11 protein-coding genes are annotated in these 15,072 nt (G+C 71.3%); 10 read left to right on the forward strand and 1 reads right to left on the reverse strand.

From position 1 onward, the window contains the following. Positions 1 to 30: 30 nt before the first annotated feature. The 10 genes from Actob_RS00115 to Actob_RS00160 all read left to right on the forward strand — a co-directional run bounded on the left by Actob_RS00115 (position 31) and on the right by Actob_RS00160 (position 14,319). Positions 31 to 1,770: an HSP90 family protein gene (locus Actob_RS00115; protein WP_284917858.1), complete on the forward strand. Its 1,740-nt coding sequence runs from the start codon at positions 31 to 33 to the stop codon at positions 1,768 to 1,770. Then, positions 1,767 to 4,529: a tetratricopeptide repeat protein gene (locus Actob_RS00120; protein WP_284917859.1), complete on the forward strand. Its 2,763-nt coding sequence runs from the start codon at positions 1,767 to 1,769 to the stop codon at positions 4,527 to 4,529. Before Actob_RS00115 ends, Actob_RS00120 begins: the two co-directional genes overlap by 4 nt. A 32-nt stretch (positions 4,530 to 4,561) precedes the next feature. Next, positions 4,562 to 5,167, forward strand: coding sequence for a TetR/AcrR family transcriptional regulator (locus Actob_RS00125; RefSeq protein WP_284917860.1), 606 nt, complete (start codon positions 4,562 to 4,564; stop codon positions 5,165 to 5,167). A gap of 109 nt (positions 5,168 to 5,276) precedes the next feature. Next, positions 5,277 to 6,611 carry an acetyl-CoA carboxylase biotin carboxylase subunit gene (locus tag Actob_RS00130; protein ID WP_284917861.1) on the forward strand — a complete coding sequence of 445 codons (1,335 nt, stop codon included), beginning with the start codon at positions 5,277 to 5,279 and terminating at the stop codon, positions 6,609 to 6,611. Then, positions 6,608 to 7,489, forward strand: a complete 882-nt coding sequence (locus tag Actob_RS00135; protein ID WP_284917862.1) for a hydroxymethylglutaryl-CoA lyase — start codon at positions 6,608 to 6,610, stop codon at positions 7,487 to 7,489. The genes Actob_RS00130 and Actob_RS00135 overlap by 4 nt, the downstream gene beginning before the upstream one ends. A gap of 151 nt (positions 7,490 to 7,640) precedes the next feature. Further along, entirely contained in the window at positions 7,641 to 8,603 is a 963-nt protein-coding gene (locus Actob_RS00140) for a hypothetical protein (protein ID WP_284917863.1), read from the forward strand. Between the two features lie 252 nt (positions 8,604 to 8,855). Further along, entirely contained in the window at positions 8,856 to 10,109 is a 1,254-nt protein-coding gene (locus Actob_RS00145) for a hypothetical protein (RefSeq protein WP_284917864.1), read from the forward strand. Positions 10,110 to 10,228: 119 nt separating this feature from the next. Next, complete coding sequence (locus Actob_RS00150) at positions 10,229 to 11,752, forward strand: acyl-CoA carboxylase subunit beta (RefSeq protein WP_284917865.1); 1,524 nt, start codon at positions 10,229 to 10,231, stop codon at positions 11,750 to 11,752. A gap of 20 nt (positions 11,753 to 11,772) precedes the next feature. After that, the gene (locus tag Actob_RS00155; RefSeq protein ID WP_284922541.1) at positions 11,773 to 12,927 is read left to right on the forward strand and encodes an acyl-CoA dehydrogenase family protein; all 1,155 of its coding nucleotides are present in this window, start codon (positions 11,773 to 11,775) and stop codon (positions 12,925 to 12,927) included. A 90-nt stretch (positions 12,928 to 13,017) separates the two neighbouring features. Beyond that, positions 13,018 to 14,319, forward strand: a complete 1,302-nt coding sequence (locus Actob_RS00160) for an ATP-binding protein (RefSeq protein WP_284917866.1) — start codon at positions 13,018 to 13,020, stop codon at positions 14,317 to 14,319. Between the two features lie 241 nt (positions 14,320 to 14,560). Here the strand turns inward: Actob_RS00160 and Actob_RS00165 are convergent, their stop codons facing one another. Beyond that, positions 14,561 to 15,046, reverse strand: coding sequence for a MarR family winged helix-turn-helix transcriptional regulator (locus Actob_RS00165; protein WP_284917867.1), 486 nt, complete (start codon positions 15,044 to 15,046; stop codon positions 14,561 to 14,563). Between the last annotated feature and the right edge of the window lie 26 nt (positions 15,047 to 15,072).

Here is a 15,072-nt window from a genome sequence, read left to right on the forward strand (position 1 = left end):
TGTCGGACGGACCCGGTACCGTGCGACGCCGTGAGCAACACGTTCCAGGTCGATCTACGGGGCATCGTCGACCTGCTCAGCCACCACCTCTACGCGAGCCCCCGCGTCTACGTCCGCGAGCTGTTGCAGAACGCCGTCGATGCGATCACCGCGGTCGGGCCGGATCACGCGGGCCGCGTCGAGATCACCACCGGCGCCGCCCTGCGGATCACTGACAACGGCATCGGACTCACCGAGGCGCAGGTGCACGAGCTGCTGGCCACCATCGGCCGCAGCTCGAAACGCGACGAGCTTGGCTTCGCCCGGCACGAGTTCCTCGGCCAGTTCGGCATCGGCCTGCTCTCCTGCTTCCTGGTGGCCGACGAGATCCGCGTGCACACCCGGCGCGACGGTGCCACCCCGGTGCTGTGGACCGGCTATTCCGACGGGCGTTATGACGTGCGACCGGGTGACGAGCGCGAGCCCGGGACCACTGTCACCCTGCTGCCGCGTCGCGGCGCCGAGCACTACCTGACCAGCGCGACAGTCACCGAGCTGGCCGAGCTCTACGGCTCGCTGCTGCCGGTCGAGGTGAGCGTCGACGGGCGCCGGATCACCACCGGCACGGTGCCGTGGGCGCTGCCGGCCGGCGAGCGGAACGCGTACGCGGAAAAGGTCCTGGGTTTCCGGCCCTTCGACGTGATCGAGCTGAACGTGCCCGGTGCCGGCCTGTCCGGCGCGGCGTTCGTGCTGCCCACCCCGGTCAACCCGGCAAGCCGCGGCGGCCACCGGGTCTACCTCAAGCGCATGCTGCTCTCGGAGAGCGTCGAGGGCCTGCTGCCGGACTGGGCGTTCTTCGCCCGCTGCGTGGTGGACAGCACCGAGCTGCGCCCGACAGCGAGCCGCGAGGCGCTCTACGACGACGGCATGCTGGCCGAGACCCGCGACGCGATCGCCGATCAGCTGCGCGGCTGGCTGGTCCGGCTCTCCGCTGCCGACCCGCGCCGGCTCGCCCAGTTCCTGCAGATCCACCACCTCGGCGTGAAGGCGCTGGCCCTGCACGACGACGAGATGCTGCGCCTGGTCGAGCAGTGGTACCCGATGCAGACGAACGTGGGCGAGCTGACCCTCGCCGAGTTCCGGTCCCGCTTCGGCGTGCTGCGCTACGCCGCCACCGCCGACGAGTTCCGGCAGCTCGCCGCGGTCGCCGCCGCCCAGGACGTCGGCTTGATCAACGGAGGTTACGTCTACGACGCCGACCTGATCGAGCGCCTGGCCGCCACCGACCCGGAGGTCCGCGCCGAGCGGCTCGACCCGACCGACCTGACCACCCGGTTCACCGCCGTCGACGCGGAGGCCGAGCTGCGGCTGCGCCCGTTCCTCGCGGCCGCCCAGCGCCGCCTGGACAAACTCGGCTGCGAGGTGGTGGTCCGCGCCTTCGACCCGGTCACCCTGCCGGCGCTCTACCTGGTGAGCCGATCCGCTGCCTTCCACGAGGAGTTCACCGCCAGCCGCGACCAGGCCGACGACCTGTGGGGCGGGGTGCTCGACGCGCTGGCCCAGTCGGTGCCGAGCGACCGCCCCCAGCTGGTGCTCAACCATCGCAACCCGCTGATCCGCCGGGTCGCCGCGCTCGGTGACGCCGAGCTGGCCGCGCTGGCCGTCGAGTCGCTGTACGGGCAGGCCCTGCTGCTCGGCCACCACCCGATCCGGCCGGCCGACGCGGCCCTGCTCACCACGTCGTTCCTGGGCCTGCTGGACCGGGCCGTCCCCGAGGAGGAGACCCGATGAAGACTGCCGAGGAGCTCTGGGGCGTCCTGGAGGAGGCGCACCACCTGCCGTACGGGTCGGCGCAGATCGCCCTGGTCGAGCAGGTGCTGCGGCACGCCGACGGGGCCGGTGACCCGGCGCTGGCGTTCTACACCCGGCTGTTCGCCACCACGGCGTACGTCTACGGCGGCGAGTCGGTGAAGGCGTTCGCCACCTTCTCCTGGTGCGTTGGCGACTTCGACCGCAACCCGCAGCCGTACCACGAGCGCTGGACGCACAACCTGTTCTGGCAGTTCAAGACCATGGTCAGCGCGCTCACCAAGTTCCCCGAGATCCCGCTGGCGCGGACCTACGCGGTGCTCGACGACATGGAGCGGCGCTACCGCGAGGGCGGCCACGGCATGCAGCCGGTGTACAAACACCGGTACCTGGTGGCCCGGCACATCGGCGCCGACGCGGAGGCTGACGACTGGTTCGAGAAATGGCGGGCCGCACCCCGCACCTCGCTCTCCGACTGTGCCGGGTGCGACCCCACCACGCTGGTCACCCACCTCAACGCCCGCGGGCGGTACACCGAGGCCGTGGAACTGGCCGGCCCGGTGCTGGCCGGCGATCTGTCCTGCACCGAGCAGCCGCAGACCATCCTCAGCGAGCTGATGGTGTCCTACCTGCGTTCCGGCCGGCCGGCCGAGGCCGCCGACGCGCACCGTCGCTCCTACCTGGTGGAGCGGAGCAACCTGGCCGACCTGTGGGGGATCGGCGACCACATCCTGTTCTGCGCCCGCACCGGTAACGAGGCGCGTGGCCTGGAGATCGTGCAGCGGCACATCGACTGGTTGGACCGGGCGCCGTCGCCGGCCGCCGGGATGAACTTCGCGGCCTCCTGTGTCGCGCTGCTGCGCCGCCTGGTGGCGCTGGGCCACGGCGACTCGCCGATCCGCCGCAGCGGCCGCCCGGACACCACCGCCGCCGCGCTCGCCGACGAGCTGACCGGTTACGCCACCGAGCTGGCCGCCCGGTTCGACGCCCGGAACGGCACCGCCCACCAGAGCGAGGTGATTGCCGAGACGATGGCGGCGGAGCCGTACGGGATCGAGCTGCCGCTGGCCCCGACGGCCCGCCGGGCGCCGCGGCCGGCGACACCGTCCATCGTGGATGTCAAGCCGGTGGTCCCGGACGGGCTGACCGAGACCGAGCTTCTGGATCTCGCCGAGAAACACCTCGACGAGGACGAGCACGACGAGTTCGGCGCGGTGCTGGCGGCGTACGCGGAACGCTTCCCGGAGCCCGGCGATCCGCTGCTCGCCGGCCGGCTCTGGACCTTCCGCGGCGTGCTGCTTCCCGCTGACGACCACGACGGCACGATCGCCGCCTGGGAGCGGGCCGTCGTCGCGTTCGCGCAGGCTGGTGCGGGCGGCAAGGTGAGTGCCCTGCGCGCCCGGATCGCGATGGAGCGGGCCCGGGCCGAGCGCGGCGACCCGGCGGAGGACGTGGCACTGGTTCGGGCCGACGTCGCGTACCAGGAGCAGCACGGCGACGCGCGCGACCGGGCGAACGCCTGGCTGCGACTGTCCACCATGTACTTCATGGCGGACAGCCTGGACGAGGCGAACGAGGCCGGCGACCGGGCCGACCAGTACGCGGCCGAGTGGGGCCGGCCCCGCCGGGTGGCCTATCACGCGCTGATGCGGGCGCGGAACCGCGGCGCCGCGCACCGGCACGACGAGGCGCGCGAGGCGGCCCGGCAGGCCTGGGCGTTCTACCGCGAGCACGGGCCGGCCCGGATCAGCGCCGAGGCGGCCACCGTCTTCGGGCAGGTCGCCGAGGAGCCGGCCGAGGTGCTCGAGGCGATGACCGAGTCGCTGACCACCGGGGTGCCCGGTGCCGAGATGGTCGGGCACGCCCTGCGCGGCCGGGCGCTGATGGCACTCGACCGGGCGGAGGAGGCGATCGACGACTTCGTCGAGGCGGTCGCGATCTGCGCCGAGCAGGAGGCGGAGCAGCCGGGAGCGTTTGCCCGGCAGGATCTGGCCCAGGCGTACCTGCAGGCCGGTCGCTTGCCGGAGGCGGCCGAGGTGGCCGAGGAGGCGGTGCGCGGGTTCGAGCGACTCGGCTTCGCCGAGCCGCTCAACGACACCCGGTTCATGCTGGCCGGCATCTACCGTGATCTTGGCGACAGTGGCCGGGCGCTGGAGTTGTACCGCGAGCTGATCGAGGTGCTGGCCGACAACCCGCACGGTCGCGGCCAGGTCGGTGAGGACGCCGGGCAGCTGCTCTACAAGGTCGATCGGGACGCCGAGGCGGCGCTGACCTTCCAGGCGGCGGCCGAGGCGCTGCGCGAGGCCGGCGATCTCGCCGGCGAGCTGCGGGTGCTGCGCCGCCGGCTGATGGCGCTGAACTACGCCGACCAGGTGGACGAGGCCGAACTGCTGATCGCGGAAGTCACCCGGAAATATGCCGAACTCCCCGCGGAACTGGCCGGCGAGCCCGGTGTGCAGTGGGGCCGCGGCGTCTTCGCCTTCGAGGTGGGCAACCTGCTGATGCGTCGTGGCCGCTGGGCGGAGGCGCTGCCGCACCTGGAGGGCGCCCCGGAACGTCTGCGCACGATCGGTGCGACGGAGGACGCCGATCGGGTGACCAACATGCGCGCCGAGGCGTTGCTGAAATCGGGCCATCCGGTCGAGGCGCTGGCGCTGCTGGACGCGTTGGCGCCGGAGGCGCGGCATCCGGACGTGTACGCCGACACCCGGAAGGCCATCGACGGGCTGAACGACCGTTAAGTAGAGGCTTGACGACGCGTTAAGGTAGCGAGGTGACGACGGTAGATCAGCGGCACCGGACGACCCCACCGGCGCCTCGGCGGCGGTCGCGCCGCGATGAGATTCTCGAGATCGCCGTGGGCCTGTTCGCGGCCCGCGGCTATCACGGTGTGTCGATGGACGACATCGGATCGGCGGCCGGCGTCACCGGTCCGGCGCTGTATCACCACTTCGCCGGCAAGGAGGCGATGCTGGTCGCCGCGCTGATCCCGGTCAGCGAGAGCCTGCTGGAGGGTGGCCGCGAGCGGGTCGCCCGGCATCCCTCCGAGGCCGAGGCGGCGCTCGCCGACCTGATCGACTTCCACGTCGACTTCGCGCTGGCCAACCCCGCGGTGATCGCCCTGCACCTGCACGAGCTGGACCGGCTGCCGGACGAGCCGCGCCGGCAGATCCGCCGCCTGCAGCGGCTCTACGTGGAGGAGTGGGTCGGCGTGCTGACCCTGCTGCGCCCGGAGCTGGAGGCGGCCGAGGCCCGGGTGCTGGCGCACGCCGCGTTCGGCTTGATGAACTCGACGCCGTTCCTGGGTGGCGAGGTGGACCGGCGCCGGCGGGCCGACCTGCTGCGCGATGCCACCATGCACGCCCTGACCGGGCGATAAGACGTACAAATAGGACAACAGGCCTCCGCGGGCCCACCGGTTCGCGGCGGCCACGGAACACCGGTCGTCCCACCGGGCGTGCCGGCATGCCGACATACAGGGGAGCCTCATGATCGAGTCGTTGCTCGTCGCGAACCGGGGCGAGATCGCCCGCCGGATCATCCGCACCGCCAACCGTCTGGGTATCCGCACGATCGCGGTGTATTCCGAGGCCGACGCCGACCTCCCGTTCGTCGCGGAGGCCGACGAGGCCGTGTGCATCGGGCCGGCCAACCCGGCGCAGAGCTACCGCAACGCCGACGCGATCCTGGCGGCCGCCAAGGAGCGCAAGGCCGAGGCGATCCACCCGGGGTACGGCTTCCTGAGTGAGAACGCGGCCTTCGCGCGTACCGTCGCATCAAGCGGTCTGGTGTGGGTCGGACCCGGCGCCGACGCGATCACCGCGATGGGCGACAAGATCAATGCTCGCAATCTGATGGCCGCGGCCGGCGTGCCGGTCGCGCCCGGCACCGCCGAACCGGTCGCCGACGCCGACGCCGCGATCGCGGCGGCCGAGACGATCGGCTACCCGGTGATGGTCAAGGCCGCTGCCGGCGGCGGCGGGATGGGCATGGGTGTCGCGACCGACGAGGCGGCCCTGCGCACCGAGCTCGGCAAGGTGCAGGCGTTCGCCGAGCGGATGTTCGGTGACGGATCGGTGCTGCTGGAGCGCTACTTCCCCCGGGTACGCCACGTCGAGGTGCAGATCCTCGGCCTGGCCGACGGGCGGGTGATCGCGCTGTCCGAGCGGGAGTGCTCGGTGCAGCGCCGCAACCAGAAGCTGGTCGAGGAGGCGCCGTCCCCAGCGGTCGGCCCGGAGCTGCGGGAGCGGATGTTGCAGGCCGCGGTCAAGGCCGGTGAGGCGGTCGGCTACCGCAACGCGGGCACTGTGGAGTGTCTGCTCGACCCGGCCACCGGCGAGTTCTTCTTCCTGGAGATGAACACCCGGCTGCAGGTCGAGCACCCGATCACCGAGCTGATCCACGGCATCGACCTGGTGGAGCTGCAGCTGCGGATCGCCAGCGGCGAGGACGTGACGGTGAACCCGGACACGGCCGGGCACGCCATCGAGCTGCGGATCAACGCGGAGGACCCGAAGCGCTTCCTTCCCGGCCCCGGCAAGATCACCACCTGGGTCGAGCCGGCGGGCGCCCGTGTCGACTCCGGCTACACCTCGGGCAACACGGTCACCCCGTCCTACGACTCGCTGATGGCGAAACTGATCGTCACCGGTACCGATCGTGCGGACGCGCTGGCCAAGGCCCGCGCCGCGGTCGCCGGATTCGAGATCGCCGGCCCGAAGAACAACCTGCCGTTCTTCGCCGAGCTGCTGGAGAACGAGGAGTTCCTCTCCGGCGACTACGACACCGCGATCATCAGCCGGATGCGGAACGGGGTGAAGTGATGACCTTCATCAGTATTCGCGAGGTCGCGCCCCGCGACGGCCTGCAGAACGAGGACCCGGTCCCCACCGACGGCAAGGTCGAGCTGATCGACGCGCTCGGCCGGACCGGCGTGCGGAGGATCGAGGCGGTCTCCTTCGTGCACCCCAAGGCCATCCCGCAGATGGCCGACGCCGACGAGGTCTGGTCGCGGATCACCCGTGAGCCGGGCGTCAGGTACTCCGCGCTGATCCCGAACACCAGGGGCGCGCAGCGCGCCTTGGCCGCCGGGTTCCGGGAGATCGAGGTGGTGGTCTCGGCCAGCGACACCCACAACCGGCGCAACCTCAACCGCTCCACCGACGAGTCGCTCGACGACATCGCCGGGCTGATCCCGCTGGTGCACGACGCCGGCGGAACCCTCGAGGTGATCGTCGCGACGAGCTTCGGCTGCCCCTACGAGGGTGACATCGCGCCCGAACGGGTGGCCGGCATCGTCTCGCGGGTGCGCGCCGACGGCGCGGACCGGATCGCGTTCGGCGACACCACCGGGATGGCGACCCCGCGCCGGGTCCGCGACCTGCTTTCCGAGGTACGCCCGGACCTCCTGCACTTCCACAACACCCGTGGTACCGGACTGGCCAACATCGTCACCGCCCTGGAGCTCGGGGTGGTCGAGTTCGACGCGAGCGCCGGCGGGCTGGGCGGCTGCCCGTACGCCCCCGGGGCGTCCGGCAACGTCGCCACCGAGGAGGTCGTGCACATGCTGCACGACATGGGCTTCGACACCGGCATCGACCTCGATCGGTTGATCGAGGCCGCCGAACTGGCCGAACGTCTGGTCGGGCGTCCCCTTCCGTCGGGTGTTCTGCGAGCCGGGCCGCGTACCCGTCTGGTGTGATTTTCCGATCCGATTCCCGCGATCATTTTTCTGATTTGCTCGCGTGACTTTCCGCTCGCTCACGTCGTTACCAATACCGAGTGGCCGATATCGCCTGATCTCACCAATAGAGGTCGGGCAGTCATGCGGCCGACGACGAGGGGTGGATCCGATGGCGGGCTGGAGGGTCGAGCGCACGCCGCGCACGGCGTCCCGCTCCGTGCCGGCCACCCCCGGCAGCTCCTCGCTCATGCCGCCCCACAGCCAGGGGGCGGAGCGGCGGTCGGAGCGCCGCGCCGGACGTGCCGGTTCCCGGTGGGTCCTGCGAGCACTCGTCGTCGGTGGCCTGGCCGGAGCGGCCTGGCTGCTCACCGGTGCCGCCGCGCACGCCGCCGGCCCCGAGCCCGAGCCGATCACCGGCACCTGGCTCGGAGCCGCGACGGAGTCCGGAGCCGTGACGGAGTTCGCGGCCGTGACGGACTTCGAGGCCGTGACGCGGGACGTGTCGCGGGCGACCGGCACCGAATCCGTGGTCGGCGAACTCCTGAAGGCGGCCGTCCAGCCGCTGGAGTCCGCACCCGAGATCCCGCCGTACGACTCCTCGGCAGGGGAGCCCCTCGACGAGGCGCTGCCGCCGGCGGCCGCTCCGCTGCGTACCAGCAGCGAGGACGCGGACGACGAGAAGCAGCCCGCCGCCGAGGTGCGCGAGGCTGAATCCACGGCCCAGCCCGCCCGGCCCGCCGCGAAGCGGGCGATCAGGGCGGGCGGGGACAAGGCGAGTGGGAGCACCCGGGCCACGCGGAACCGGGCCGGCGTGACACCGGTCCGGCGTCTCAAGGCCCACTCCCGATCGCATCTCCATCGGCATGCCCCGGTCGCCCGGCCGGTTGCGCCGGAGAGGCTCCGGGAGGACGTGCCCGGCGGTGACGGACCCGCGCCCGCGCGGACGAACCTCGGGGCAGTCAGCGGTATCCCGGCCGGTAGCGGCTCGGGAGGTTCCTCGGAGACCGGCTCGTCGGCCGTTCTCCCGTCCGGGATCGCGAACGGCCCGGTGGCCTGCCACCGCTGCCCGATCGCACCCGATGTCGACGCCCGGCGCAACGACGCCGAGGCGCCGACCGTCTCACCTGACTAGTGATGGTCCCCGACGGCGTTCATTGAGCGGCCGTCGCACCAGGACCGGCGATTCCCGAACCGTTTGCGTACAAGCGGCGAATCGCACGGCGTCCTGAGAAACCACACCGCTATGGGCGCACGTCGACGAGCGGAGTCAGGGCCGGATAAATACGAGCCAGGGCACCGCTGCGCCCAGAATCCAGTTCCGGAACAGCCAATTGAATAAGCGGAAAATCCTTGCTGACCATTTTTGAAAGGCATCTCTTTCCTCATGAAGAAGACGTGGGTTCGTAAGACGCTGAGCGTCGGGATCATGGCTGCCGGCGCTCTGCTCATGGCGCCCGCCGCGGCCCAGGCCGGGTTCGCGCCGTCGGCGGCCGGCCAGGACGGCGTCACGCAGTTCTCCTCCAGCAACCTCGGCGCCCTCAACGGCACCCAGTTCGCCGCCCCGATCACCGCGCCGATCAACATGAACGGCAACGCCATCGCGCTCGGCGGCATCTCCCGGGCCACCGGCGCCGGGGTCAACCGGGTCGTCGAGGGCGGCCAGCACTCGCGTGGCGGCAACGACATCACCCAGCGTTCGGCCGGCAACGTCGGTTTCCTGAACGGCACCCAGATCGCCGTGCCGGTCACCGTGCCGATCAACCAGAACGGCAACGCCGACAGCCTGTTCGGCATCAGCGACGCGAGCGGCAGCGGCGTGAACCACGTCCAGGAGCACAGCCGGGTCGCCGGTGGCGGCTGGAACGACGGGATCAACCAGGCCACCGGTGGCAACGTCGGTTTCCTGAACGGCACCCAGATCGCCGTGCCGATCACCATCCCGATCAACCAGTGCGGCAACGCGACCTCGTTCTTCGGGGTCTCCCAGGCGCGCGGCGTCTGCGGCAACTTCGTCGGCGGCGACAGCGGCCGGACCTTCCGGGTCGAGGGGCAGCGCCGGGTCGTGCACACCGGCGGTGGCTGGGACAACGGCGTCAACCAGAGCAGCTTCGGCAACATCGGGTTCCTCAACGGCTCGCAGTACGCCGCGCCGGTCATCGCCCCGATCAACGCCTGCGGCAACTCGCTGAGCGGCCTGCTCGGCACGTCCAGCTCCCAGGCGTTCTGCGTGAACCGGATCGGTGGCAGCGACGACCGGATCTGGGTGAAGAAGCCGCACCACGGGCACAAGGGTGACCAGGGTGGCGACGTCCAGGGCGACGACGGCTACGACGGCGACGACTGCACCAAGAAGTGCGACGACGACGACACCGGCGACGTGCGCGGCGACCACGGCTACAACGGCGAGGCCCCGGCCGTGAACGACGACAACGGCTACGGCGACGTCAAGGGCGACGACAACGGCTACGACAACGACGAGGCCCCGGCCGACGTCAAGGACGACAACAAGGGCTACGGCGACGTCAGCCCGGACAAGTACGGCGACAAGACCGGCGGCCGCAAGTCGGTCGAGAGCACCGCGGTCAACAGCCTGACCGGCAGCCTGGGTGGCCTGGACCTGCTCAACACCCTGCGCTGATCTTCGGCACCACCACGACGGGAGCCCTCGCGATCCGCGGGGGCTCCCGTTGCCGTTCGTCCACGTTCTGGGATAACCTAACGATCGTTAAAGTTGGCGACCCGAGCGGGGGAGAGTCGATGGACGGTGACGCGCTGGCGCAGGTCCGCAAGCGGGTGCTGGCCGGTGGCGCGGAGCGGTACCACGCGGCGAACGCGGCGAAGGGCAAGCTCTTCGCCCGGGAGCGGATCGCACTGCTGGCCGACGAGGGTTCGTTCGTCGAGGACGGCCTCTACGCCAACAGTCTGGCCGACGGACTGCCCGCCGATGGGGTGATCACCGGAGTCGCCCGGATCGACGGGCGCGACGTCTGCGTGATGGCCAACGACTCCACGGTCAAGGCCGGCTCGTGGGGCGCCCGGACGGTGGAGAAGATCGTCCGCGTCATCGAGCGGGCGTACCAGACCGGCGTTCCGATGATCTACCTGGTCGACTCGGCCGGCGCGCGGATCACCGACCAGGTCGACCTCTTCCCCGGTCGCCGCGGCGCCGGCAAGATCTTCCACACGCAGGTCCGGGCCTCCGGCTCGATCCCGCAGATCTGCGCGCTGTTCGGCCCGTCCGCCGCCGGCGGCGCCTACATCCCGGCCTTCTGCGACGTGGTCGCCATGGTCGAGGGCAACGCCAGCATGTACCTCGGCTCCGACCGCATGGTCGAGATGGTCACCGGGGAGAAGACCACGCTCGAGGCGATGGGCGGGGCCCGGGTGCACTGCGCCGAGTCGGGTGTCGGCCACTTCCTCTGCAAGACCGAGCAGGACGCGCTCGACGTCGTCCGCACCTATCTGTCCTATGTGCCGCAGAACTGGACGCAGCGCCCGCCCGCCCGGTCCGCCGTGGCAGCGTCCGGAGCCGACCTCGGCGTGCTGGTCCCGGCCAGCGAGCGGCAGGCGTTCGACATGCGCAAGTACATCAAGGGCCTGGTCGACGAGGGCTCCTTCTTCGAGATCCAGGCGCTGTGGGCCCGCGAGTTGACCGTCGGTTTCGCCCGGCTCGACGGCGAGGTGGTCGGCGTCCTCGGCAACAACTCGATGTTCAAGGGCGGCGTGCTCTTCGTCGACTCGGCCGACAAGGCGAGCCGGTTCGTGCAGCTCTGCGACGCCTTCAACATCCCGCTGCTGTTCCTGACCGACGTGCCCGGCTTCATGGTCGGCTCGGCGGTGGAGAAACAGGGCATCATCCGGCACGGCGCCAAGATGATCACCGCGATCTCCGAGGCCACGGTGCCGAAGGTCTGCGTGGTGGTGCGCAAGGCGTACGGCGCCGGGCTCTACGCGATGGCCGGTCCCGGGTTCGAGCCGGACGCCACCATCGCGCTGCCCACCGCGAAGATCGCGGTGATGGGCGCCGAGGCCGCGGTGAACGCGGTCTACGCCAACAAGATCGCGGCGATCGAGGACCCGGACGAGCGGGCCGCCTTCGTCGCCGAGCGCCGCGCCGAGTACGAGCGCGACATCGACATCATGCGGCTGGCCAGCGAGCTGGTCGTGGACGCCGTGGTGGAGCCCGGCGACCTGCGCGGTGAGCTGATCCGGCGGTTCGCCGCCGCGCGCGGCAAGGATCGCGCGTTCTCCCGCCGTCGTCACGGCGTCACTCCGGTCTAGAAGACAGGTGATCGGCAATGGTGGATTTCCGGCTCGACGCCGACTTGGCAGAGCTGCGCGACAACGTCCGGCGCTTCGCCCGCGAGCAGATGGCTCCGGTGATCGCCGAGCATTATGAGAACAAGACTTTTCCGTACGATCTGGTCCGCCAGATGGGCGCCATGGGCCTCTTCGGCCTGCCCTTCCCGGAGCAGTTCGGCGGCATGGGCGGTGACTACTTCGCCCTCTGCATCGCCCTCGAAGAGCTGGCCAGAGTGGACAGTTCGGTGGCGATCACGCTGGAGGCCGCGGTCTCGCTCGGCGCCATGCCGATCTTCCGGTTCGGCACCGACGCCCAGCGCAAGCAGTGGCTGCCTCAGCTGACCAGTGGCGAGGCCCTGGGCGCGTTCGGTCTCACCGAGCCGGGCTCCGGGTCGGACGCGGCCGGCATCAAGACCCGCGCGGTGCTCGACGAGTCGACGAACGAGTGGGTGATCAACGGCTCCAAGGCGTTCATCACCAACTCCGGCACCGACATCACGGTGCTGGTCACGGTGATGGCGGTGACCGGGACGAACCCGGACGGCAGCCACGAGCTTTCGACGATCATCGTGCCGTCCGGCACCCCGGGCTTCACCGTCGCGCCCGGCTACTCCAAGGTCGGCTGGTGTGCCTCGGACACCCACGAGCTGGCCTTCGACGACGTCCGGGTGCCGGCTGACAATCTGCTCGGCGAGCGCGGCCGCGGGTTCGCCCAGTTCCTGCGGATCCTCGACGAGGGCCGGATCGCGATCGCCGCCCTCTCCGTCGGCCTGGCCCAGGGCTGTGTCGACGAGTCGGTGGCGTACGCGAAGCAGCGCACCGCCTTCGGCCGCCCGATCGGTGACAACCAGGCCGTGCAGTTCCTGATCGCGGACATGGACCTGCGCGCGCACGTGGCCCGGCTCGGCTACTACGACGCCGCCGCCCGGATGCTGGCCGGCGAGGACTTCAAGCGGTACGCCGCGATCGCCAAGCTGAACGCCAGCAACGCCGCCATGGAGAACAGCCGGTACGCCACCCAGGTGCACGGCGGCTACGGCTTCATGAACGAGTCGGCGGTCGGTCGTTTCTACCGGGATGCCAAGATCCTCGAGGTCGGCGAGGGCACCTCGGAGGTGCAGCGGATGCTGATCGCCCGCGGTCTGGGCCTGTAGCCGCCGCGAGTCGCAAACCCCGTAGTCCACTTCCCGACAAACCGGGCTTTCGGGTTCACCCCGATCGATTGTGGTGCCTATTTTCGCAGCATGGCGTCCGATCAGTGGTCCGGGTTCGGCGCCGTGCTGCGTGCCCATCGGCGGCGGGCCGGCCTGACTCAGGAGGAGTTGGCCGGCCGTGCCGCGATCGGCGTGCGCACGGTGCGCGACCTGGAGCGCGGCCGTTCCTCCCGGCCCCAGCGGACGACCGTCGAGCTGCTCGCCCGTGCGCTCGGGCTGACCGGTTCCGATCTGGAGGCGTTCCTGTCCGCGGCGCGCGGCCGGCCGGCTGCCACGCTGCCGCCGGCGCCGCTCGACGAGCTGATCGGCCGGGACGCCGACATCGCCGAGCTGGTCGCCCGGCTGACCGACGGCGACGGGCCGCGCGGGGTGACCCTGGCCGGGGTGGCCGGGGTGGGCAAGACCAGCCTCGCCGTGGTGGTCGCCCACCGGCTGAGCGAGGCGTACCCGGGCGGGGTGGCCGGGGTCGCGGTGGCCGACGAGATCGCCGCCGGGGAGTTGCTGAGCGCCGTGGCCGCCGAGTTCGGCGCGCCCGGGCCGCGGGACCTGCCCGGCTATCTGGACGGGCGGCCGGCGCTGATCCTGGTGGACGCGGTGGACCGAGCCCCGCTGGCGGTCGGCGCGGCGCTGGCCGAGTTGCTGGAGCAGGTGCCACGGTTGCGGTTCCTGGTCACCGGGCGGGAGCCGGCCGGGCTGCCCGAGGAACGGGTGTGGCCGGTGGCGCCGCTGGCCACGCCGCCGGTGAGCCTGTCGGTGGACACGGCCGGGGAGCTGATGGTGTACCCCGCTGTGGGTCTCTTCCTGGAACGGCTGGGCCGGGTGCGGCGCACCCGCCTGGCACCGCACGAGATCGGGCCGCTGGCGGCACTGGTTCGCCGGCTGGGTGGCTTGCCGCTGGCGATCGAGCTGGCCGCGGCTCGCGGCCGGGTGCTCACCGTGCCGGAGATCCTGGAGCGCTATGCCGCGTCCGCCGAGCCACCGCGGTCGCCGGCGGTCTCGTTGGACGCCGTGGTGGCCGAAACCTATCGGGCGCTGGCGCCCACCGAACAGTGGGCCCTGCGCCAGCTCGCGGTCTTCCGGCACCGCTGGTCGCGGGATCTCGCCGAGGTGCTGCTGGGCACCGCGGACGTGGTGCATCTGCTGGACCGCCTGGTGGCCCTGGGCCTGCTCAGCGTGAGCGACAACCAGGTGGTGCACTTCCGGCTGCCGTCGGCGGTGCGGGAGTTCGCCGCCGAGCGGGCGGCGGCCGAGGGCGAGCTGGCGGATGCCCGGAAACGGCATACTCGCCTGCTGGCCGAGCGGCCCATCCCGGGCGTCCAGGCGGTCTTCTGAGAGCGTCCTAACGGGGGCAGGGCGCGACGTGCGCTAACCGGCGTGAATCGTGCCCCCCACGCGACGCCGGTCGCTGCTGACGCCGCGCCCATACGCGGCGAGAACGAGGCTCCCCCACAAGCCCCGCATGTCGCCCCGATCGCGCCGCATCCCCCTGGGCCGCCACAGTAGCCGGGCCGTGCACACCACCGAAAAGATTCGCTCGTTCTGCCGGTGGTTCTGCCGGTCATCAGTGCCGATGTCAGGCCTGCGTGACCGTTTCTGCACTCCCCGCAGTGGCGCACGGGTTCACCGCGTCCCGAATCGTCCGGAGCGAGCCGAGCAGATCGTCGAGCCGGTCCGGCGGCAGCAGGCCGACATACCACTTCTGCACCAGCTCCAGGTGCCCTGGCAGGACCTGGCCGAGCCGCTCCTGCCCGGCGTCGGTGATCACGGCATAGGAGCTGCGTCGGTCGCTCGGGCAGGCCTCCCGGCGGACCACGCCGTCGCGCTCCATGCGGTCCACGACGCGGGTGACGCCGCTGGTGGAGAGCGTGGTCTGCCCGGCCAGGTCGGTCATCCGCAGGCGGTGGCCGGGCGAGCGGGCGAGGCGCATCAGCACCTCGAACTCGACGGTGGAGAGGCGGTGCTGCTCGAATTGGGCGGCGAGGCGGTTCATCAGACCCGTGTACGCCTCGGCCAGCAGGCCGACCGCGGTGAGGCGAGGGTCGTCCAGATCGGTGTTCACCCGTACCACGATAACAGGCACTTGAC

The sequence above is a fragment of the Actinoplanes oblitus genome (assembly GCF_030252345.1).
GTDB lineage: Bacteria > Actinomycetota > Actinomycetes > Mycobacteriales > Micromonosporaceae > Actinoplanes > Actinoplanes oblitus.